22 protein-coding genes are annotated in these 19132 nt (G+C 59.7%); 11 read left to right on the top strand and 11 right to left on the bottom strand.

Annotated features, from left to right (window positions below):
* The first annotated feature begins 40 nt into the window (after positions 1-40).
* Positions 41-799 carry an SDR family NAD(P)-dependent oxidoreductase gene (locus tag YA0848_RS29775; RefSeq protein WP_034100009.1) on the top strand — a complete coding sequence of 253 codons (759 nt, stop codon included), beginning with the start codon at positions 41-43 and terminating at the stop codon, positions 797-799.
* On the opposite strand, the gene YA0848_RS29780 is transcribed toward YA0848_RS29775, so the two are convergent.
* Positions 698-1210, bottom strand: coding sequence for a multidrug/biocide efflux PACE transporter (locus YA0848_RS29780; RefSeq protein WP_034100011.1), 513 nt, complete (start codon positions 1208-1210; stop codon positions 698-700). The genes YA0848_RS29775 and YA0848_RS29780 overlap by 102 nt on opposite strands.
* A gap of 88 nt (positions 1211-1298) precedes the next feature.
* Between YA0848_RS29780 and YA0848_RS29785 the strand changes: the two genes are divergently transcribed.
* Entirely contained in the window at positions 1299-2153 is an 855-nt protein-coding gene (locus tag YA0848_RS29785; protein WP_034100013.1) for a LysR family transcriptional regulator, read from the top strand.
* 5 nt (positions 2154-2158) lie between these two features.
* Here the strand turns inward: YA0848_RS29785 and YA0848_RS29790 are convergent, their stop codons facing one another.
* Genes YA0848_RS29790 through YA0848_RS29800 form a run of 3 tightly spaced genes read right to left on the bottom strand, consistent with a single transcriptional unit; the run spans position 2159 to position 4191 of the window.
* A complete protein-coding gene (locus YA0848_RS29790) occupies positions 2159-3388 on the bottom strand; it encodes an RNA polymerase sigma factor (protein WP_169903370.1) in 1230 nt (409 codons plus the stop codon).
* The gene (locus YA0848_RS29795) at positions 3385-3729 is read right to left on the bottom strand and encodes a YciI family protein (protein ID WP_034100016.1); all 345 of its coding nucleotides are present in this window, start codon (positions 3727-3729) and stop codon (positions 3385-3387) included. Before YA0848_RS29795 ends, YA0848_RS29790 begins: the two co-directional genes overlap by 4 nt.
* Before the next feature lie 42 nt (positions 3730-3771).
* Positions 3772-4191 carry a YybH family protein gene (locus YA0848_RS29800; protein ID WP_034100018.1) on the bottom strand — a complete coding sequence of 140 codons (420 nt, stop codon included), beginning with the start codon at positions 4189-4191 and terminating at the stop codon, positions 3772-3774.
* A 145-nt stretch (positions 4192-4336) separates the two neighbouring features.
* Between YA0848_RS29800 and YA0848_RS29805 the strand changes: the two genes are divergently transcribed.
* On the top strand, positions 4337-4822 hold the full coding sequence (locus tag YA0848_RS29805; RefSeq protein ID WP_034114952.1) for a GNAT family N-acetyltransferase: 486 nt from the start codon (positions 4337-4339) through the stop codon (positions 4820-4822).
* 74 nt (positions 4823-4896) lie between these two features.
* Here the strand turns inward: YA0848_RS29805 and YA0848_RS29810 are convergent, their stop codons facing one another.
* Positions 4897-5379, bottom strand: coding sequence for a GyrI-like domain-containing protein (locus YA0848_RS29810; protein WP_034100022.1), 483 nt, complete (start codon positions 5377-5379; stop codon positions 4897-4899).
* 196 nt (positions 5380-5575) lie between these two features.
* Between YA0848_RS29810 and alaC the strand changes: the two genes are divergently transcribed.
* Positions 5576-6787 (top strand): alanine transaminase, encoded by a 1212-nt coding sequence (alaC, locus tag YA0848_RS29815; protein WP_047881998.1) that lies wholly within the window; start codon positions 5576-5578, stop codon positions 6785-6787.
* Between the two features lie 157 nt (positions 6788-6944).
* On the opposite strand, the gene YA0848_RS29820 is transcribed toward alaC, so the two are convergent.
* Both YA0848_RS29820 and YA0848_RS29825 read right to left on the bottom strand, forming a co-directional pair.
* Positions 6945-8297 (bottom strand): GntP family permease, encoded by a 1353-nt coding sequence (locus tag YA0848_RS29820; RefSeq protein ID WP_034100026.1) that lies wholly within the window; start codon positions 8295-8297, stop codon positions 6945-6947.
* 83 nt (positions 8298-8380) lie between these two features.
* Positions 8381-8914, bottom strand: coding sequence for a gluconokinase (locus YA0848_RS29825; RefSeq protein ID WP_034114954.1), 534 nt, complete (start codon positions 8912-8914; stop codon positions 8381-8383).
* Between the two features lie 213 nt (positions 8915-9127).
* Between YA0848_RS29825 and YA0848_RS29830 the strand changes: the two genes are divergently transcribed.
* The 6 genes from YA0848_RS29830 to YA0848_RS29855 all read left to right on the top strand — a co-directional run bounded on the left by YA0848_RS29830 (position 9128) and on the right by YA0848_RS29855 (position 14439).
* On the top strand, positions 9128-10159 hold the full coding sequence (locus tag YA0848_RS29830) for a LacI family DNA-binding transcriptional regulator (RefSeq protein ID WP_169868277.1): 1032 nt from the start codon (positions 9128-9130) through the stop codon (positions 10157-10159).
* Positions 10160-10473: 314 nt separating this feature from the next.
* Positions 10474-10707, top strand: a complete 234-nt coding sequence (locus YA0848_RS29835) for a DUF6124 family protein (RefSeq protein WP_034100032.1) — start codon at positions 10474-10476, stop codon at positions 10705-10707.
* A gap of 129 nt (positions 10708-10836) precedes the next feature.
* On the top strand, positions 10837-11469 hold the full coding sequence (locus YA0848_RS29840; protein WP_034100034.1) for a glutathione S-transferase family protein: 633 nt from the start codon (positions 10837-10839) through the stop codon (positions 11467-11469).
* Between the two features lie 140 nt (positions 11470-11609).
* Entirely contained in the window at positions 11610-13025 is a 1416-nt protein-coding gene (locus YA0848_RS29845) for an MFS transporter (protein ID WP_169903360.1), read from the top strand.
* A gap of 131 nt (positions 13026-13156) precedes the next feature.
* Complete coding sequence (locus YA0848_RS29850) at positions 13157-13654, top strand: hypothetical protein (RefSeq protein ID WP_169903359.1); 498 nt, start codon at positions 13157-13159, stop codon at positions 13652-13654.
* A 347-nt stretch (positions 13655-14001) separates the two neighbouring features.
* The gene (locus YA0848_RS29855) at positions 14002-14439 is read left to right on the top strand and encodes a GNAT family N-acetyltransferase (RefSeq protein WP_169903369.1); all 438 of its coding nucleotides are present in this window, start codon (positions 14002-14004) and stop codon (positions 14437-14439) included.
* Positions 14440-14645: 206 nt separating this feature from the next.
* On the opposite strand, the gene def is transcribed toward YA0848_RS29855, so the two are convergent.
* The 3 genes from def to YA0848_RS29870 all read right to left on the bottom strand — a co-directional run bounded on the left by def (position 14646) and on the right by YA0848_RS29870 (position 16507).
* Complete coding sequence (def, locus tag YA0848_RS29860) at positions 14646-15185, bottom strand: peptide deformylase (protein WP_169903358.1); 540 nt, start codon at positions 15183-15185, stop codon at positions 14646-14648.
* 3 nt (positions 15186-15188) lie between these two features.
* Entirely contained in the window at positions 15189-16139 is a 951-nt protein-coding gene (locus tag YA0848_RS29865) for a YihY/virulence factor BrkB family protein (RefSeq protein WP_034100041.1), read from the bottom strand.
* Between the two features lie 182 nt (positions 16140-16321).
* Entirely contained in the window at positions 16322-16507 is a 186-nt protein-coding gene (locus tag YA0848_RS29870; protein ID WP_034100043.1) for a CsbD family protein, read from the bottom strand.
* Between the two features lie 200 nt (positions 16508-16707).
* Here YA0848_RS29870 and YA0848_RS29875 point away from each other — a divergent pair, with 200 nt between their 5' ends.
* On the top strand, positions 16708-17085 hold the full coding sequence (locus YA0848_RS29875; protein ID WP_024077075.1) for a hypothetical protein: 378 nt from the start codon (positions 16708-16710) through the stop codon (positions 17083-17085).
* A 59-nt stretch (positions 17086-17144) separates the two neighbouring features.
* Here the strand turns inward: YA0848_RS29875 and fadD1 are convergent, their stop codons facing one another.
* Entirely contained in the window at positions 17145-18836 is a 1692-nt protein-coding gene (gene fadD1 / locus YA0848_RS29880; RefSeq protein WP_034100045.1) for a long-chain-fatty-acid--CoA ligase FadD1, read from the bottom strand.
* Positions 18837-19132: the final 296 nt, after the last annotated feature.

Consider the following 19132-nt stretch of genomic DNA (forward strand, 5'->3'; position numbering starts at 1 on the left):
AAATACACTTCTTCCCACGATCACATCAGAGGACTGCACCATGACCCGTAAAATCGCATTGATCACCGGCGCCAGCCGAGGTCTGGGTAAAAACGCAGCATTGCACCTGGCCGCCCAGGGCGTCGACATCATCGGCACTTACCACAGCAAGGCCGACGAAGCCCAGGCACTGGTGGCGCAGATCGAACAATTGGGCGGGCGCGCGGCGATGCTGAAGCTGGATGTGAGCCAGAGTGCCACGTTCGGTGATTTTGTCGGCGATGTGGCTGGCGTGCTGAAAGAGGTTTTCGCACAGGATCGCTTTGATTTTCTGATCAATAACGCCGGCATCGGCATCCACGCCAGCTTCGCCGAAACCACCGAAGCACAGTTCGACCAACTGCTGGCGATCCAATTCAAGGGCCCGTTTTTCCTGACTCAGAAGCTACTGCCATTGATCCGCGACGGCGGCCGCATCCTCAACGTGTCCAGCGGCCTGGCGCGCTTCAGCCTGCCCGGTTATGCGGCTTACGCGGCCATGAAAGGCGCCATGGAAGTGCTGACCCGTTATCAGGCCAAGGAGCTGGGCAGCCGTGGCATCAGCGTCAACATCCTCGCCCCTGGCGCCATTGAAACCGACTTCGGCGGCGGTGCCGTGCGCGATAACGCTGACCTCAACGCAATGGTCGCCAGCAACACCGCCCTGGGCCGCGCGGGCTTACCGGACGATATCGGCGGGGCCATTGCCAGCCTGCTTGCCGACGGTAGTCATTGGATCACCGGTCAGCGGATCGAGGCGTCGGGCGGCATGTTTCTGTAAGAAACGCTCGCGCAGCACGTCATAGCCCCAGTGATACACATAGGTGTACGGCAAAAAAAACAGCAGTACACCTATGTCCAGCATCAACGCCTGCATCAGGCTGATATTCAGCCACGCCGCAATCAACGGCACCGCGACGACAATCAGCCCGCCTTCGAACAGCAGCGCATGCAGCACCCGCGTCCAAGCGCCGCCCGACAGTTGCAGGCGCGCTTTGAGGCGGTCGAACAGGCTGTTGAACACAATGTTCCAGCTCAGCGCCAGCAGGCTGAGGCCCAAGGTCACCGTGCCCATTTCCAAGGCCGGTCGCCCAGTGATCCAGACCAGCAGCGGCGTGCAGATCAACAAGGCCAACCCTTCAAAGCCCAAGGCTTGGCCAACACGTTCAGTCATCGATTTGGTGGGGTGCATAACCCGGCTCCGTGCGTAACGAGAGTTGCCATGGTTACTCAGCGGATCGATACTTCATAACCAATAACCATCGATCAAGGCGATAGTCATGGCTTCACATGAAGTGCTGCAGGCATTTGTCCAGGCGGCGACCCAAGGCTCGTTTTCGGCAGCGGCGCGCAAGCTCGGCAAGAGCCAGTCCACCGTCAGCGCAGCGGTGGCGAGCTTGGAGATCGACCTGGATGTGGAGCTGTTCGACCGCAGCAGTCGCAAACCCACACTGACCCCGGCGGGCCATGTGTTGCTGCAACGCGCCGAGCAGGTGTTGGAAGCCAATAGCCGGCTGGCCCTGACGGCGAGTCAGTTGGCCCAGGGGTTGGAGCCGAAGCTGAGTATCGCCATGTCGGACACCTACCAGTCCGACCGTTTCGAGGCCGCCCTCAGCGCGTTCGAACGACGCTACCCCGACCTTGAGCTGGAATGCCTGATCGCCGAATGCGAAGACCTGATCGCCTTGGTGCAGAGCGGCCGTGCGCAGATCGCATTTATTGAACACCAGGACCTGTACCCGCCGGACCTGACCTGCGCGCCCGTGGAGGAACGCACGGAAATCGCCCTGTTCGTATCCCCCAAGCATCCGTTGGCCAGCCTCGACACCCTCACCGCGCACGCCCTGCAACAGCATCGCGAACTGCGCCTGGCAAGCATCATCAATCCGAATGAAACCCGCGCCAGCGGACGTGTCTGGTCGGCCCCCAGCTACCTGATGCTGCTGGAAATGGCTCAGTTGGGTTTCGGCTGGGCACCGATTCCGCGCTGGTTGGTGGAGCGGTTTGGCGGCGGGCAATTGGTGGAACTGAAGGCACGCGGCTGGCCGCGCTCAGTGGCGGTGGATGCGTTGTGGTCGCGGCACCATCCGCCAGGGCCGGCGGGGAGTTGGTTGTTGGGCAAGATGCTCGAATGATATTTCTAGGGCATTGAAGCGCTGACAAGTTGAGCCAGGCGTTGTTCGAGGAAAGCCTTTTCGGGGGCCTGTTGGGTCAGTGACAGGGCTTTTTCATACGCAGACCGCGCTTCTTTCAACCTTCCCAGTTGCCGGCAGAACTCGCCCCGGGTCGCGTGCGCCAAGTGATAATCCTGCAACTCCCCGCGCGCCAGGATCCCATCGACCTGCTGTAACCCCGCCAGCGGCCCGTCGCGCATGGCCACCGCCACCGCCCGATTCAGCGCAATCACCGGCGACGGCAGCAGGCCCAGCAACACGTCGTACAGCCCGACGACCTGCGGCCAATCCGTCTGAGCCGCGTGAGGCGCTTCGGCATGTACGGCAGCGATCGCCGCTTGCAGGCAATACGGGCCAAACCCTCGGGTGCTCAGCGCTCGCTGCACCAGCGCGCAGCCTTCGGTGATTAACGACGCGTCCCAAAGCGTGCGGTCCTGCTCATCCAGCAACACCAGCTCCCCACTCGCCGAGGTGCGCGCAGCACGGCGGGACTCGTGCAGCAGCATCAACGCCAGCAAGCCCATCACTTCCGGCTCCGGCAGCAACGCCAGTAATAGCCGCCCGAGGCGAATGGCTTCGCCGCTCAATTCGTCGCGGGTGAGGTTTGCGCCGATGGACGCCGAATAGCCCTCGTTGAACACCAGGTAAACCACGCGCAGCACGCTGTCGAGGCGCTCCGGCAGTTCCGCCAGGGATGGCACCTGATAAGGAATGTTCGCCTCGCGGATCTTGGCCTTGGCCCGCACGATGCGCTGGGCGATGGTGGTGGGCGTGCTCAGGAAGGCCCGGGCAATTTCTTCGGTGGTGAGGTCGCAGATCTCGCGCAAGGTCAATGCAGCCTGGGCATCCGGCGCCAGCGCCGGGTGGCAGCAGGTGAAGATCAGGCGCAGGCGGTCGTCTTCCACGTCTTCGACACTCCACTCAGCCGCTTCCAGCGCGTCGGCCTGCGCCTGCGATAACGGCGTAAAACGCGCCTGGCGGCGTAAGCGATCGATTGCTTTGAAACGGCCGGTGGAGATCAGCCAGGCCCGTGGGTTGTCGGGCAGACCGTCCTGGGGCCAACGTTCGAGCGCGACGGAAAACGCCTCGTGCAGGGCTTCTTCGGCAAGGTCGAAATCCCCCAGCAGGCGAATCAACGTCGCCAGGACGCGTCGCGATTCGCTGCGATAGAGGGCCTCGATAGAGTGGCTGTTCAGAGCGCCAACTCGCGTACGGGCCGCACCTCGACGCTACCGACCCGTGCCGCCGGAATGCCACCGGCCACCTGCAGCGCTTCGTTCAAATCCCGCGCTTCGATCAGGTAGAAACCGGCGAGCTGCTCCTTGGTTTCGGCGAATGGCCCGTCGGTGATCGATAAGTGGCCATTGCGCTTACGCACGGTGGTGGCGCTGGCCACAGGTTGCAGCGGCTCGGCGGCCAGCATGCGACCACTGGCCTGAATGGCCTGGGCGTAGGCAAGGCACTCCGGATCTTTTGGGCTGTCGGGTGAGCTATGCAGCAACGTTTCGTCGCTGTAGATCAGGCAGAGGTATTTCATGGATATCTCCGTTGTCGGAATGCTGACTATAGTTCGCGCAGCTCAAGGTTTCAGGTCGAACAGTGCGGTGCCTTTCTCCATATCGAAGGGGGCCGACCAATGCTCATGCACCACTTTCCACTGGCCCGCGATGCGCTGATAACCGGCGGTGACGCGCATCCAGCAGGCCTTCAACTCACCGTCCGGGCCGGTCCCGCCGCAGTGGGCCAGCCAGTGGGCAAAGGCGCTGTCGGCCGCCTCGACGATGCGCAATTGATGAAACTCGAAAATCCCCGGGCCTGGGCAGTGCTTCATGCATTCTTCCCAATGGGCGCGGTAGGCGGCTTTACCCTTGAATTGCAGAGCATTAACGGCGTCGAATGAGACGATATCGTCGGCGTAATAGCTGACAATTTTGTCGATATCGCGGCTTAGGACGGCATTTTTCCATTCTTCGATCAGGCTGTTGATTGCGGTGCTCATGGCGATAACTCCTTGGGGTGGAAAATCCGAAAGTCACCCTTAGTCGAACGCGTATTAGGCAAATCGACAGCCTGCTGAAAAATAATTTCGCCCCCATCAAACCCGATAGACTGCGGCCCTACTTGCAGCCCTTCGGATACCCTCGATGCATACCCGCCTGGTCGCCTATGGGGCACTGACTGACCTGCAACAACAGCAGCTCAATGCCATCGAAGTTCATCCTGAGCAACTGCCGTTTTGCGGCGATATGTATTGCGCACTCAATAACCTGTTGGCTAAACCCAGCCCCGGCGTGAAAGGCTTTGCACTGTTGGCCGACGACGTCCCGGTGGCCTTCCTGTTGCTTAAACGCCCTCCCTGTCTGCCCCACTGGGCCGACGCACACAGCGCCACCCTGCATGCCTTGCAGGTGGACCGTCGGCAACAGGGCCGTGGGTTCGGCAAGGCGTGCCTGCTGGCACTGCCGGCGGCGGCGCTTGAAGCATGGCCGCAGATCAAGGGGTTGGAGTTGTCGGTGGACACGGACAACGTGGCGGCGATGGGCTTGTATTTGGGGCTCGGCTGGGTAGACAGCGGTGAGGCGTACAAGGGGCGGGTTGGCTATGAGCGCAGATTGAGCCTTGCACTTTAATCCGCAGTAATGGATGTCACGTAAACATGCCGTTCAGACGCGTGTGTCATGTTTACGCGACAGGGGCGCTCAACTCAGCCGCGCTTTTCGACCGGCACCCAGACCTCCACCGTGCCCGTACCTTTTTTCACATCGAAATCGGCGCTGTAGCGCTCGAAATCCGCGCCGGCCAATTTGAACCCGGAATGTGGCAGCCATTCGAACATGATGCGTTCGTAGGTTTGCGCCAGCGCCTGAACCGCGCCGTAATGCGGGAACACCGCGTAGCGGCGGGCCGGAATTTCGACGTACTTGAAGTTGCTCGGCACGTCATCCTTGCTCGGCACTTGCACCCCGGCCAGGTAATCGAACTCATCGTGGTGGGGGTTGTGACACACCCCATAAGTCACGCCACCGGTACGTCGCTTGATCTCTTTGATGCAGCTGTCGAATAACTCCCACAAGCGTGGAATATCGCCCACGGTTGCCTTGGAATACCGCCCTTGCACCCCTGCGATCACCATGGCATTGCCTTCTTCCATGCGCGGTTCCAACGGTTGTTTTGTCTGCTGATCCATACGAACAGTCTCCTTCTTATGAGGGAACAAACCCGCATCGAGTATAGGGGCATACCCGGACTGTACTCCATGCAGAAAATTTTCCTACGGATCTGGACAACTTGCCATCACCGACCGTATTGTCTGCCCCGCAGGCCACCGCAGTGGCCAACGTCGCTCGGACGGTTCCGGGCGCTTACGTACTCTCGAGGCAACAATGGCCGAACAAGGTTCGCCGCGCCGCTTTGCGCGCATCGATCGACTCCCCCCTTACGTGTTCAATATCACTGCCGAGCTGAAGATGGCTGCGCGTCGGCGCGGCGAAGACATCATCGACTTGAGCATGGGTAACCCCGACGGCGCCACGCCGCCGCACATCGTTGAAAAACTCGTGCAAGTGGCCCAGCGTGAAGACACCCATGGTTACTCCACCTCCAAAGGCATTCCGCGCCTGCGTCGAGCGATTTCGCACTGGTACAAAGACCGTTATGAAGTGGACATCGACCCCGAGTCCGAAGCCATCGTCACCATTGGTTCCAAGGAAGGCCTGGCGCACTTGATGCTGGCCACCCTGGATCAAGGCGACACCGTGCTGGTGCCCAACCCCAGCTACCCGATTCATATCTACGGTGCCGTGATTGCCGGCGCCCAGGTGCGCTCGGTGCCGCTGGTGCCTGGCGTGGATTTCTTCGCCGAGCTGGAACGGGCGATCCGCGGTTCGATCCCCAAGCCGAAAATGATGATCCTCGGTTTCCCGTCCAACCCCACCGCGCAGTGCGTGGAGCTGGATTTTTTCGAGCGGGTCATCGCCCTGGCCAAGCAGTATGACGTGCTGGTGATCCATGACCTGGCCTACGCCGATATCGTCTATGACGGCTGGAAAGCTCCGTCGATCATGCAGGTACCGGGCGCCAAGGACATTGCGGTGGAGTTTTTCACCCTGTCCAAGAGCTACAACATGGCCGGCTGGCGCATCGGCTTTATGGTGGGCAACCCGGAACTGGTCAACGCCCTGGCGCGGATCAAGAGTTACCACGACTACGGCACCTTCACCCCGCTGCAAGTGGCGGCGATTGCGGCATTGGAAGGCGACCAACAGTGTGTGAAAGACATCGCCGAGCAATACCGTCAGCGCCGCAACGTACTGGTCAAGGGCCTGCATGAGCTGGGCTGGATGGTAGAGAATCCGAAGGCGTCGATGTACGTGTGGGCCAAGATTCCCGAGCAGTATGCCGCCATGGGCTCGTTGGAATTTGCCAAGAAGCTGCTGCTGGAAGCCAAGGTGTGCGTGTCACCGGGGATCGGCTTTGGCGAGTATGGGGATGATCATGTGCGCTTCGCGCTGATCGAGAACCAGGACCGCATTCGCCAAGCGGTGCGTGGGATTCGCGGGATGTTCCGGGCGGATGGGTTGATCCAGAAAGCCTGAGCCATTCTGTTGCAGAAATGAGTTAAACATGTGGGAGGGGGCTTGCTCCCGATAGCTGAGTGTCAGTCACTGCATCAAGTGACCGATCCACCGCTATCGGGGGCAAGCCCCCTCCCACATTTGATTGGGTTTTCACCCTTGCCTTGTGGTGTGCCTGTTAGACCACCAACGACAGCAACATAATGAAGATCAACGCCACTACGGACAGGATGGTTTCCATCGCGGTCCAGGTCTTGAACGTCTCGGCCACGGTCATGTTGAAGTACTGCTTGACCAGCCAGAACCCCGCATCGTTGACGTGAGACAGGATCAACGAACCCGCCCCCGTCGCCAGCACCAGCAACTCGCGGTTAACCCCCGGAATCATGCCCACCACCGGCACCACAATGCCGGCGCCAGTAATGGTGGCCACGGTGGCCGAACCGGTTGCCACGCGAATCACCGCCGCCACCAGCCACGCCAGCAGGATCGGGTTGATCTGCGCGGTGACGGCCATATGCCCGATAACATCGCCCACGCCGCTGGTCACCAGCATCTGCTTGAAGCCCCCACCGGCACCGATGATCAGGATGATCGCGGCGGTCGGCGCAAGGCTGGCGTCGAGCAGTTTGAGGATCTGCTTGGAGTGGATGCCCTGACGCGCACCGAAGGTATACAACGACAGCAACAGTGCCAGCAGCAACGCGGTGATCGGGTGACCGATCATGTCCATCCAGTTACGCACGACGTGGCCTTCGGCGAAGGCGATGTCGGCAAAAGTTTTGAGCAGCATCAGGAACACCGGCAGCAGCACGGTAACCAGCGTGATGCCAAAGCTCGGCAGGTCTTTGCTTTCCGGCTCGCGGGCCAGTTGATCCACCAGTTCCTGGGACGGGTTGCCCGGGATGTACTTGGCGATAAACGTACCGAAGATCGGGCCGGCGATGATGGCGGTCGGCAGTGCGACGATCAGGCCGTACAGGATGGTCTTGCCGATGTCCGCGCCAAACACGCCGATGGCCAGCAGCGGGCCCGGGTGCGGCGGCACCAGGCCGTGCACCGCCGATAGGCCGGCGAGCAGCGGGATGCCGATTTTAATCAGCGACACACCGGTGCGGCGCGCGACGATAAACACCAGCGGGATCAGCAGTACAAAGCCGATCTCGAAGAACAACGGAATGCCCACCAGGAACGCGGCGAACATCATGGCCCACTGGACTTTTTCCTTACCGAAGGCGCGGATCAAGGTCTGGGCGATCTGATCGGCACCGCCGGACTCGGCCATCATTTTGCCGAGCATCGTGCCCAAGGCGAGGATGATGCCGACAAAGCCGAGCACCCCGCCGAAACCGTCCTGGAACGCCTTGATGATCTTGTCCACGGGCATGCCCGAGGTCAGGCCAAGAAAGCCCGCCGCGATGATCAACGCAATAAAGGGGTGAACCTTGAACCGGGTGATCAATACGATCAACCCGATAATAGTGACTACTGCATCAAGCAGTAGGTAGGACTCGTGGGACATGCCAAACATGGGGGTCTCTCCTGTTTGTTGTTGTTATTAAAGCGGGTGTTGAATTCGCTGCCGGGGATAGCGCTATCTTGTCCGGCAAAAAATTATTTGGATGGTTCAAAACCGTGCTCACGCCACCAGGCATCGGTCTGCTCGGCCAGTTGCTCGACGCTGTCTTCGCTGGCGTTGAGGGCCAGGGTCAGTGGCTCGCCTATGGGCGATTCGAGGGTGGCGAACTGGCTGTCGATCAGACTGGCGGGCATGAAATGGCCGGGGCGGTGGGACACGCGGTCGGCGGCCACTTCACGGGTCAGTTCCAGAAACACGAAACCCAGGCCCGGCGCGGCTTCGCGCAGGTGGTCGCGGTATTTTTTCTTAAGGGCCGAGCAGGTCAGTACCGGGTGTTGACCGGCCTTGAGCGAGCGGCGCAGCTCATCGCAGAGGATATCGAGCCAGCCGGCGCGGTCGTCGTCGTTGAGGGGGTGGCCGGCACTCATCTTTTCGATGTTCGCGGCAGGGTGAAAGCTGTCGCCTTCAATGGCGGTGGCGCCGTTGAGGCGGCACACGGCCTCGCTGACACTGGTCTTGCCGCAGCCGGCAACACCCATGATGACCAGGGCGGTAACAGGTTGACTCATGAAACACCTCAGGACGCAGATAGCGCTACCTTTGCACGCTGTAAGGCTAGTGCAAAAACAGGCTTTTCCCGCGCCGTCTTGTCTTTTTTTATGGAGTGACGCGTGCATCCGCTCCAACGGTTTGAACAGGATCAGGCAACCCAACGTTCAAGTATTTGCAGCCTTTTGGAGACAGCGCTACCTTAGTGCCTCGATTTTTGTTTGGCAAGCCGCCTGATGACCTCTAAGAACGATAAAAAACTACGCACCACAGGGCGCCCCACCCTCAACGAAGTCGCCCGCCTGGCCGGCGTCAGCCCCATTACCGCCTCACGCGCCTTGCGCGGCATCAGCACCGTAGCGACGGAGTTGGTGGAGAAAGTCCAACAGGCCGCTGCTGAATTGAACTACGTGGTCAACCCCGCTGCCCGCGCACTGGCCTCGGCCCAGAGCCATTCGGTGGTGGTGCTGGTGCCCTCGCTGTCCAACCTGCTGTTTATCGAAACCCTCGAAGCCATCCACCAGGTGCTGCGGCCCAAAGGCTTCGAAGTGTTGATCGGCAACTCCCACTACTCGCGCGACGAAGAAGAAAACCTGCTGCGCAATTACATGGCTTACCAGCCCCGTGGCTTGCTGCTGACCGGCTTCGACCGCACCGAAAGCGCCCGACGGATGGTCGAGGCCAGCAACGTGCCCTGCGTCTACATGATGGACCTGGACCCGAATGCCGGCGTGAACTGCGTGGGTTTCTCGCAACTGGCCGCCGGCGAAACGGCGGCGGCGCACTTGATCGCCCGTGGGCGCAAGCGCCTGGCCTACATCGGCGCGCAGCTGGACCAACGCACCCTGCTGCGCGGCGAAGGCTTTCGCCGTGCGCTGCAACAGGCCGGCCTGTACGACCCCGCCTTGGAACTGCTGACTCCGCGCCCCTCCTCTGTGGGCCTGGGCGGCGAATTGTTCCTGCAGTTGCTGGCCAGCCATCCGGAGGTGGACGCGATTTTCTTCGGCAACGACGACCTGGCCCAGGGCGCCTTGCTCGAAGCCCTGCGCCATAACATCAAAGTGCCGGAACGCGTGGCAGTGCTGGGCTTCAACGACTTGCCCTCCTCGTCCTTCATGGTGCCGCGCCTGAGCAGCATCAGCACCCCGCGCGAAGCGATTGGCCGGCGTGCGGCGGAGCATTTATTGACGATCATGGCGGGCAACAAGATCGCCAAGCCGGTGGTGGATATGGGGTTTGAGTTGCGGGTGCGGGAGAGTACGTAGGACGGGTGTAGGAAGCGGCTGACATTGCGTTAAGCGTCTTGCCCGGTTGCCTACGCTTACGCCAGAATCCGCCGGCTTGTGCGCCTGGAGGGCGGTCTTTAAGGTTTGCCGGTCGCTGAATTTCTCGGTGATCGGGTTTAGTAGCCCGCGCTTCCCAACACAAGATGCATGAGCCAATCGATGCTTGATGGTGGCTGTGCGCAGGGCGCCTTCGGGTGCGCCGGGTTGTGTGGGATACCGGTCTACTAACCTGCGTACAGCTGCCACCCTCGTTTAGTAGCGATGAGGTATCAGCCCATATCAGGTTCTTCAACATGCCAAGCCCACATCCCGCGCATACGCTTTTCACCGTCACCCCCGATGCCCCCACCGAAACCCTGCTGATCAACAGTTACGAAACCGTCTGTTCCGTCAGCACCTTGCTGCTCAACCTGTCCGATGACCTCACCGGCAAACACCGCGATATCGCCTTGGCCATTTATCAATTGAGTGAGCTGAGCGTATTGCTGGTCGGCAAAGCCATGGATCAGCATACCCCGCGCTGTTGAGCGCTTAACCGTTCAGCCGGTGGGAAGGGGCTTGCTCCTCTCACCCTTTCAACCGTGTCCGCGTGGAAATATCGCCGTAACCTGCCGCCCCTGCTAGATTGTCCTTCTCTCCATCGCCAGGAAAGCACCATGGGACACTCACTGAAAATCTTGGGCCGCACGTCCTCCATCAACGTGCGAAAAGTGCTCTGGACCTGCCAGGAACTGGGCATCGACTACGTGCGTGAAGACTGGGGCATCGGCTACACACCCACCCAATCCGCTGAGTTCATGGCCCTGAACCCCAACGCCCAGGTGCCGGTGCTGATCGATGACCACGGCGTGTTGTGGGAATCCAACACCATTTGCCGTTACCTGGTCGGCCTTTACCAACGGCATGATCTGCTGCCCGCCGAGCCCGCGCCCCGGGCCCGGGTGGAGCAGTGGATGGACTGGCAGGCCACCGAGCTGAACCCGTCATGGGGCTACGCGTTCCACGCCTTGGTGCGCAAAAACCCGGACTATCAGGACCCGCAACGTATCCAGGCCGGCGTGCAGGGCTGGAACGACAAGATGGCCATCCTCGAACAGCAGCTGGCCAAGACGCAGGCCTACGTCGCCGGCGATGAGTTCACCCTGGCCGACATCCTTATCGGCCTGTCGGTGCACCGCTGGCGCATGACGCCGATGGAGCATCCGCATTTTCCGGCGGTGGCGGCCTATTACGAAAGGCTCAGCCAGCATGCGGGCTTCAAGGCGTTCGCCCTGGACGGGCATAATTGATTGTTGCGCCATAAAATCTTGAGCCATAAGCGGTAAACGCAATAAATCGCCAAATATGCCCGGCGTGCCCTGCCATTTAACAAGCAGCGATTTCCGTTAGCCAGCTAAGATTCCAGGTCCTGCACCTGGAATCGCTCACCATGTCCACACTCGCCGCTTCAACCACAGACGGTATCGACCCGCTGCGTGCCGCCCATATCAGCGCACGCATCGACCGCCTGCCCGCCGTCGCTACCGTCTGGCGCTTGGTGGCGCTGCTGTCCATCAGTGGTTTTTTTGAGCTGTATGACCTGTTCCAGACCGCCTATATCAGCCCCGGCCTAATCAGCGATGGGATTTTTCACACCGGCAGTGAAGGCGTGTTCGGTTTCTCCGACCAGGCCGCATTCGCCTCGGCGACCTTTCTGGGCCTGTTCCTTGGCGCCAGCCTGCTCAGCCCGATTGCCGACCGCTTCGGGCGTCGTGCGATCTTCACCTTTGCGCTGATCTGGTACACGGTGGCCACGGTGTTGATGGGTATCCAAACATCCGCCCTGGGCATTATCGGCATGCGTTTTCTGGTGGGGATCGGCCTGGGCATCGAACTGGTGACCATCGACGCTTATCTTTCGGAACTGGTGCCCAAGCGCATGCGCAGTTCGGCGTTTGCCTTCGCATTTTTTATCCAGTTTCTGTCGGTCCCGGCGGTGGCGTTGATGTCGTGGTGGCTGGTGCCCCAGGCGCCGTTCGGCATCGCCGGTTGGCGCTGGGTGGTGCTTAGCAGCGCGGTGTTTGCGTTATTTATCTGGCAACTGCGCAAGCGCTTGCCGGAGTCACCGCGCTGGCTCGCGCAACAAGGCCGCTTCGACGAGGCCGGACAGATCATGGACAGCCTGGAGGCGCGCTGCCGCAAGGATCACGGTAAACCGCTGGACGAGCCCGAGCCAGAGGCCGTCAGCGTGCAGGGCAGCGGGCGCTTTGCCGATATCTGGCAACCGCCGTATCGGCGCCGGGCGTTGATGCTGATCGTGTTCCATGTGTTCCAGGCCATCGGCTTTTTCGGCTTTGGCAATTGGTTGCCGGCGCTCTTGTCGGGTCAGGGCGTGAGTGTGACCCACAGCCTGCTGTACGCCTTTATCATCACCCTCGCCTACCCGCTGGGGCCATTGCTGTTCGTGAAGGTGGCCAACCGCTTTGAAAACAAGTGGCAGATCGTCGGCTCGGCCATGGGCGCCGTGATCTTCGGCAGCCTGTTCGCACTACAGACCACGGCGGTAGGGCTGGTGTTCTGCGGCGTGATGATTACCTTCTGCAATGCCTGGCTGAGCTTCAGTTATCACTCGTACCAGAGCGAACTGTTCCCCACCAATATCCGTGCGCGGGCGGTGGGGTTCTGTTACTCGTTCAGCCGCTTGTCGACGGTGTTCAGCAGCCTGCTGATCGGGTTCATCCTCGAACACCTGGGCACACCTGGGGTGCTGGCATTTATCGCCAGCAGCATGCTGATTGTGATGATCACCATCAGTTGGTTCGGGCCACGTACGCGCAACCTGGCCCTGGAACATATCGCCCATTGACGGCAACGATTGGCCGTTGGCGGGATAAGTGTTGCCGCCGACGGCGCGCCGCCCCAGCAAAACCGGGGGTCTGGCACTCGGCATGTTATTTGCTCCGGCTGTGGCACCGAACATTACACAGGTGACCGATCATGCTGGTAAACAACAACACCCAAGCCGTGTCGACCGTTCAACAGATCAAGCGACCCGACATGGACCCCGCCAACGCCGCCGCCAGCGCGCTGTACAGCTGCGCCCTGCAAGCGGCGCAGCAAAACGTGACCGTACCGGCCGCGCAGAAGGAATTGGACAAAGCCGCCGACCGTATCGACGAAGCCTTCGCCAAGACCCGCGTGCAATTGCAGACAGCCAGTACCGCCAGTGAAGTACCGGCAACCAGCTCGACCTCCGGGGCTCGCGCGGAATTCACTGACTATATGAGCAAATCCCCTGCCGAACGCATCCGCGAGCAATTGCTCAAGGAACAAGGGCTGACCGAGGCGGATGTGCAGAATATGTCCCAGGAAAAGCAGGACGCGATTTCCAAGCAAGTGGCTGAACGCTTGAAGCAGCAACAGGAACAACAAGTAGCGGCAAAGACAGCTGAGCCTCAGGCGCGAACGTTGAAAGAAACCCTGGCGGCCATCTGACGTCACTGGCCGCGAGTTTTTTGCTCGCGAAGCCTCCAAGAACGCTGCGTTCATCCAGCATGATCGTGTCGTCGTCGAATGGCTTCGCAAGCCTGCTCGCACCTGAGCGAGCAGGCGTTTGCGGATCAGTGCCCGAACAGACCTGTTTCGGATTTCTTGGCTTTCTTGTCTGCGCGTTTTTCATCGGCGGTCTTTGCCGGTTTTTTCTTCGCGGCTTTCTTTGAATCCATGCCTTTAGCCATGCTGCGTACTCCACTGTGAAGGGATGCAGCATTGGGTATACCACCTATTGCCCGGCAGAAGGCGCTTATAATCTTGGCCCCCATCACGACGCCTGCTTGAATACCATGCCCGAGTTGCCCATTGATCCACTGCCAGAGCCCCTATGGCCGCTGCTGAACAAGTTTTACCGCCGCCACGATTCATCGATGAAGGCGCTCAAGGGCGGGCGTTTATGGGTGGCGCGCGATGGCGACATTGTCGCCGGGTTGTGCCTGACACCCGTGGTGGGCGGGCAGTGGCTGACCGGCGTGTTTGTGGCGCCGGATTATCGCAGCCAGGGTTTGGCGACGCGGTTGATCCTTGAGGCAGTGGCGTCAGCCGAGGGCACGGTATGGTTGTTGTGCCATCCTGACTTGGTGCGGTTGTATCAGCGGATAGGCTTTACCCAGGACACGCGATTGCCGCAGTCCCTCGGCGAGCGGCTGGTGCGTTACAAGCGCAACAAACCGATGATCGCGATGGGCTTGGAATCGGGAGTGAGGTCGCCCTCGGATAGCAGGTGACCGAGAGGGAATGGGCCCATGCTTTTTGTCTGGCACACCGCGGTGTCTGAAGAGAGGGCCGCTTCGCGGCCCGGCGCGGGGCAAGCCCGCTCACCACAACCACTTTATGGGCCGATCCCCTGTGGTGCGCAGGCTTGGATTTTGTGTAGCTAACTAAGGCTATTGGGCAAGCCCCTTTTTACACATGCTGATCGGCATTTCTTTGTTTAATCCGCCGTGGCGGGATCCAACTCCGGGAACATCACGTCGATGAAGCCGAACTTGCTGAAGTCGGTGATGCGCGATGGGTATAACCGGCCGATCAGATGGTCGCATTCGTGTTGCACCACCCGCGCATGGAAGCCATCGGCAAAGCGCACGATAGGCTCGCCCTTGGGATCGAAACCTTCATAACGGATCTGCTGGTAGCGGTTCACCGCACCGCGCAGGCCAGGCACCGACAGGCAACCTTCGAAGCCCTCTTCCAGCACCGGGCTGAGTGGCGTGATCAGTGGGTTGATCAGGATGGTCTGGGGCACGGCCGGCGCGTCCGGGTAGCGCTCGCTGCTCTCAAAACCGAAGATCACCAATTGCAGATCCACGCCGATCTGCGGCGCGGCAAGGCCTACACCGCCCACATGCTCCATGGTCTGGAACATGTCATCGATCAGTTGCCACAGTTCGGGGCTGTCGAACATTTCCGGCGGAACCGGAGGGGCGACGCGTAGCAAGCGTTCATCGCCCATTTTCAGGATTTCACGGATCATTAATCAAGCTTCGTCAGTAGTGGGCTTAATGGAATGGTCACGGCCAAGGCCGGAAACATGTTGTTTCTCATGGACCGGCGGCTCATCGAAATCCTTGGCCCCCGGTTCCTTGCCTTCGGCTGACATGTGTTCAATCACCGCATTCATCTCCGCGCCCAGCAACAGCACGGCGGATGATATGTAAAAGTATAGGAGCAGCACGATGATCGCACCGATGCTGCCGTACATGGCGTTGTAATCGGCGAAGGTCTTGACGTAGTAGCCAAACCCCAGCGAGGCAATGATCCACACCACCACCGCCAGTACGGAGCCGGGGGTGATAAAGCGAAATTTCTGTTCAACATCGGGCATCACGTAGTACATCAGCGCCACGGCGAACATCAGCAGAATCACGATCAGCGGCCAACGCACGATGGTCCACAGGGTGACCACGAATTCCTGCATGCCGATCTGCCCGGCCAGCCACTCCATCACCTGTGGGCCGAGCACCATCAGCGCGGCGGCGGCGAGTAACATCCCGGCGATGCCTACGGTGTAGAAGATCGACAGCGGAAAACGCTTCCAGATCGGCCGACCTTCGACCACATCGTAGGCGGCGTTCATGGCGCTCATCATCAGGCGCACGCCGGCCGAGGCCGTCCACAGCGCGATCACGATACCCACCGACAGCAGGCCACCCTTGGATTGCTGCAACTGGTCGATCACCGGATTGACCTGCTCCAACGCCTGGGGCGGCAGCACCAGCTCCGATTGCAGGCGTAGCCAACTGAAGAAGTCCGGCAGGTGCAGAAAACCAATCAGCGCAATCAAAAACAGTAGGAACGGAAACAGCGAGAACAGCATCTGGTAAGCCAGCGCCGAGGCATAGGTGGGCATTTCGTCGTCGACGAATTCCTTGACGGTGCGCAACAGCACTTTGTGCAGCTTGAGACCATCAAGTACTGGAAAAATCATAGCGTCTCCTTTCGCCGCAAAGAGGATAAGGTCATGGGCGACTCAAGGGCCGTTTTCTACATCAAAGTAGCCCATCTGGCGACTTTGAAACAATTTCCAAACTTTAGTTGCAGCAGGCGACACAAAAACGGCCATCCGTGGATGGCCGCAGGACGGCGAGTTCACACCCGCCAAAGCCAGCGTTACTTGGTGGCTTTTTTAACGGCATCTTTGGTTTTGCCGACCGCCTGCTGAGCTTCGCCCTTCTTCTCTTGGACGACGCCTTCAGCGCGCATTTTGTCGTTATCGGTGGCTTTACCGACACCTTGCTTAATGTTGCCGACCGCTTCGTTGGCCAAGCCTTTTGCCTTATCCGCTGTGCTGCCCATGGTATTTCTCCGAAAGAACAATCAAGGGTTATTGGTCGTTACATGAAGATTGACCGGAGCGGATTCGGCAGAGTTTCAATTATTTTCAGGGTGCATTTGATCGGTGCGCACAGGTTGGGCTTTATGTTTTGCGGCCAACCCATGAGAATGCGCGGCACATTCAGGCTATAAGGCTGAATAACAGATCCCGTAGGAAGGTTATGAAACTCAATAAAGCACAGGCCATTGCTCGCAGAAACCAGGAACTGGGCGGAGCCGTACTCGGCGTCAACAACTGCCATTTCACCGACCTGGACCGCAAACGCAACATCTGGTGGTTCGATCTGCCGGTGGCACGGATTGCGGTGGGCCAGTACGAGTGGATTCACCTGCTGATGCACAACGCCGAGACCGACCAGTTGTTGCATCTGAAGGTGCCGACGGTGTTTCTGCGCGAGAAACTCGAAGGGCTGGTGGTGCGTAATGCGGGCAAGCGCAAACCGGAGATCACTCTGGAGCTGAGCGCGGATAAGGATTCGTTCTTGAAAGATGTGCGCCCGGCGGGTGCGGGTGTGAACTTCGCCCAGTTTGCCCTGTAAGAGCCGCGGTCAGAAAAAATGTGGGAGGTGGCTTTGCCCCCTCCCACATTTGAATTGCGTTACTTTTTAAGACCGAGCTTCTTGAGCTCTTCATCGCGCAGCTCGCGACGCAGGATCTTGCCGACGTTGGTCGTCGGCAAGGCGTCGCGGAATTCCACCGCCTTGGGCACCTTGTAGCCAGTGACGTTGGCGCGCATGTGCTCCATCACCTGCTCCTTGGTCAGGGTCGCACCCGGCTTGACCACAATAAACAGCTTGATGTGTTCCCCGGACTTCTCGTCCGGCACGCCGATGGCTGCACACTGCAACACGCCCGGCAGGCCCGCCAGTACGTCTTCCAGCTCGTTGGGGTACACGTTGAAGCCGGAGACCAGGATCATGTCTTTCTTGCGATCAACGATGCGCATATAGCCATCGGGCTGGATGATCGCGATGTCGCCGGTCTTGAGCCAACCGTCGCTGTCGAGCATCTCGTCGGTGGCATCCTGGCGCTGCCAGTAGCCCTTCATCACTTGTGGGCCCTTGACGCACAGCTCGCCGGTTTCACCCAACGGCAGCTCGGTGCCATCGTCGGCGATGACCTTGCACACCGTCGAAGGCACCGGAATGCCGATGGTGCCGATCTGGATATGCTGGATCGGGTTCACGGTGGCCACCGGGCTGGTCTCGGTCATGCCGTAACCTTCGCAGATACCGCAACCGGTCACGGCTTTCCAACGCTCGGCCGCTGCCAGTTGCAGGGCCATACCGCCGGAGAGCGTGACTTTCAGCGCGGAGAAGTCCAGCTTGCGGAAGGCTTCGTTGTTGCACAACGCTACGAACAGCGTGTTCAGGCCGACGAAGCCGCTGAACTTCCACTTCGACAGTTCCTTGACCATCGCCGGCAGGTCGCGCGGGTTGCTGATCAGGATGTTGTGGTTGCCGATCAGCATCATCGCCATGCAATGAAAGGTGAACGCATAGATGTGGTAGAGCGGCAGCGGTGTGATCAGGATCTCGCAACCTTCATTGAGGTTGGAGCCCATCAGCGCCTTGCACTGCAGCATGTTGGCCACGAGGTTGCGGTGGGTCAGCATTGCGCCCTTGGCGACGCCGGTGGTGCCGCCGGTGTATTGCAGCACGGCCACGTCGCTGCTGACCGGGTTAGCGTCGCTGACCGGTTGACCGCGTCCCTTGGCGAGCACGTCATTGAATTTGATCGCCTGGGGCAAGTGATACGCCGGGACCATTTTCTTCACGTACTTGATGACGCTGTTGATCAGCAGGCGCTTGAGCGGCGGCAGCAGGTCCGCGACTTCGGTGACGATCACATGCTTGACGGCGGTCTTGGGCACGACCTTTTCCGCCAAGTGAGCCATGTTGGCCAGGCAGACCAGCGCCTTGGCGCCGGAATCGTTGAACTGGTGTTCCATTTCCCGCGCGGTGTACAGCGGGTTGGTGTTGACCACAATCAGGCCGGCGCGGATGGCACCGAACACAGCGACTGGGTATTGCAGAACGTTGGGTAGTTGCACGGCGATTCGATCGCCAGGCTTCAAGTCGGTATGCTGTTGCAGGTAGGCGGCGAAGGCGCCGGACAATTCGTACAACTCACCGTAGGTGATTGTCTTGCCCAGGTTGCTGAACGCCGGTTTGTTAGCGAAGCGCTGGCAGGACTGTTTAAGTACCGCCTGAATATTTGGATACTCGTCTGGATTGATGTCTGCAGCAATCCCGGCGGGGTACTTATCCTTCCAAAAGTCTTCGTTCATGGAAGCCCACTCCTCAGCGACGCGAATTCATCATCGCATTTGATGCGATTATTATTGGTGTATGTTTTTTAAGTTTTAAGGTGAGTCTGGCGCGTTCAAGCAGGCCGAGAGGTCACAAAGCGCGCCGAGAGTAGCAGCTTTGCCGAGGGCCGACTAGAGCCAAAAGAGGGCCCTACAGTCATAAACATGACTCATAAATATCCAATGGTCATTTTTAGAGCAAAGATTCTATATCCGCAAAAAAGGCTCTAGAACAAGGTTTAACAGATTAAACACAGACAAATGTGGGAGGGGGC

The sequence above is a fragment of the Pseudomonas sp. S4_EA_1b genome, assembly GCF_016307435.1.
GTDB classification, from domain to species: Bacteria; Pseudomonadota; Gammaproteobacteria; order Pseudomonadales; family Pseudomonadaceae; genus Aquipseudomonas; species Aquipseudomonas rhodesiae.

Bases quoted from the DNA above. Each gene is read 5' to 3' on its own strand.
- YA0848_RS29775 (WP_034100009.1), top strand. From the start codon at position 41: ATGACCCGTAAAATCGCATTGATCACCGGCGCCAGCCGAGGTCTGGGT.
- YA0848_RS29780 (WP_034100011.1), bottom strand. From the start codon at position 1,210: ATGCACCCCACCAAATCGATGACTGAACGTGTTGGCCAAGCCTTGGGC.
- YA0848_RS29785 (WP_034100013.1), top strand. From the start codon at position 1,299: ATGGCTTCACATGAAGTGCTGCAGGCATTTGTCCAGGCGGCGACCCAA.
- YA0848_RS29795 (WP_034100016.1), bottom strand. From the start codon at position 3,729: ATGAAATACCTCTGCCTGATCTACAGCGACGAAACGTTGCTGCATAGC.
- YA0848_RS29800 (WP_034100018.1), bottom strand. From the start codon at position 4,191: ATGAGCACCGCAATCAACAGCCTGATCGAAGAATGGAAAAATGCCGTC.
- YA0848_RS29805 (WP_034114952.1), top strand. From the start codon at position 4,337: ATGCATACCCGCCTGGTCGCCTATGGGGCACTGACTGACCTGCAACAA.
- YA0848_RS29810 (WP_034100022.1), bottom strand. From the start codon at position 5,379: ATGGATCAGCAGACAAAACAACCGTTGGAACCGCGCATGGAAGAAGGC.
- alaC (WP_047881998.1), top strand. From the start codon at position 5,576: ATGGCCGAACAAGGTTCGCCGCGCCGCTTTGCGCGCATCGATCGACTC.
- YA0848_RS29820 (WP_034100026.1), bottom strand. From the start codon at position 8,297: ATGTTTGGCATGTCCCACGAGTCCTACCTACTGCTTGATGCAGTAGTC.
- YA0848_RS29825 (WP_034114954.1), bottom strand. From the start codon at position 8,914: ATGAGTCAACCTGTTACCGCCCTGGTCATCATGGGTGTTGCCGGCTGC.
- YA0848_RS29835 (WP_034100032.1), top strand. From the start codon at position 10,474: ATGCCAAGCCCACATCCCGCGCATACGCTTTTCACCGTCACCCCCGAT.
- YA0848_RS29840 (WP_034100034.1), top strand. From the start codon at position 10,837: ATGGGACACTCACTGAAAATCTTGGGCCGCACGTCCTCCATCAACGTG.
- YA0848_RS29845 (WP_169903360.1), top strand. From the start codon at position 11,610: ATGTCCACACTCGCCGCTTCAACCACAGACGGTATCGACCCGCTGCGT.
- YA0848_RS29850 (WP_169903359.1), top strand. From the start codon at position 13,157: ATGCTGGTAAACAACAACACCCAAGCCGTGTCGACCGTTCAACAGATC.
- YA0848_RS29855 (WP_169903369.1), top strand. From the start codon at position 14,002: ATGCCCGAGTTGCCCATTGATCCACTGCCAGAGCCCCTATGGCCGCTG.
- def (WP_169903358.1), bottom strand. From the start codon at position 15,185: ATGATCCGTGAAATCCTGAAAATGGGCGATGAACGCTTGCTACGCGTC.
- YA0848_RS29865 (WP_034100041.1), bottom strand. From the start codon at position 16,139: ATGATTTTTCCAGTACTTGATGGTCTCAAGCTGCACAAAGTGCTGTTG.
- YA0848_RS29870 (WP_034100043.1), bottom strand. From the start codon at position 16,507: ATGGGCAGCACAGCGGATAAGGCAAAAGGCTTGGCCAACGAAGCGGTC.
- YA0848_RS29875 (WP_024077075.1), top strand. From the start codon at position 16,708: ATGAAACTCAATAAAGCACAGGCCATTGCTCGCAGAAACCAGGAACTG.
- fadD1 (WP_034100045.1), bottom strand. From the start codon at position 18,836: ATGAACGAAGACTTTTGGAAGGATAAGTACCCCGCCGGGATTGCTGCA.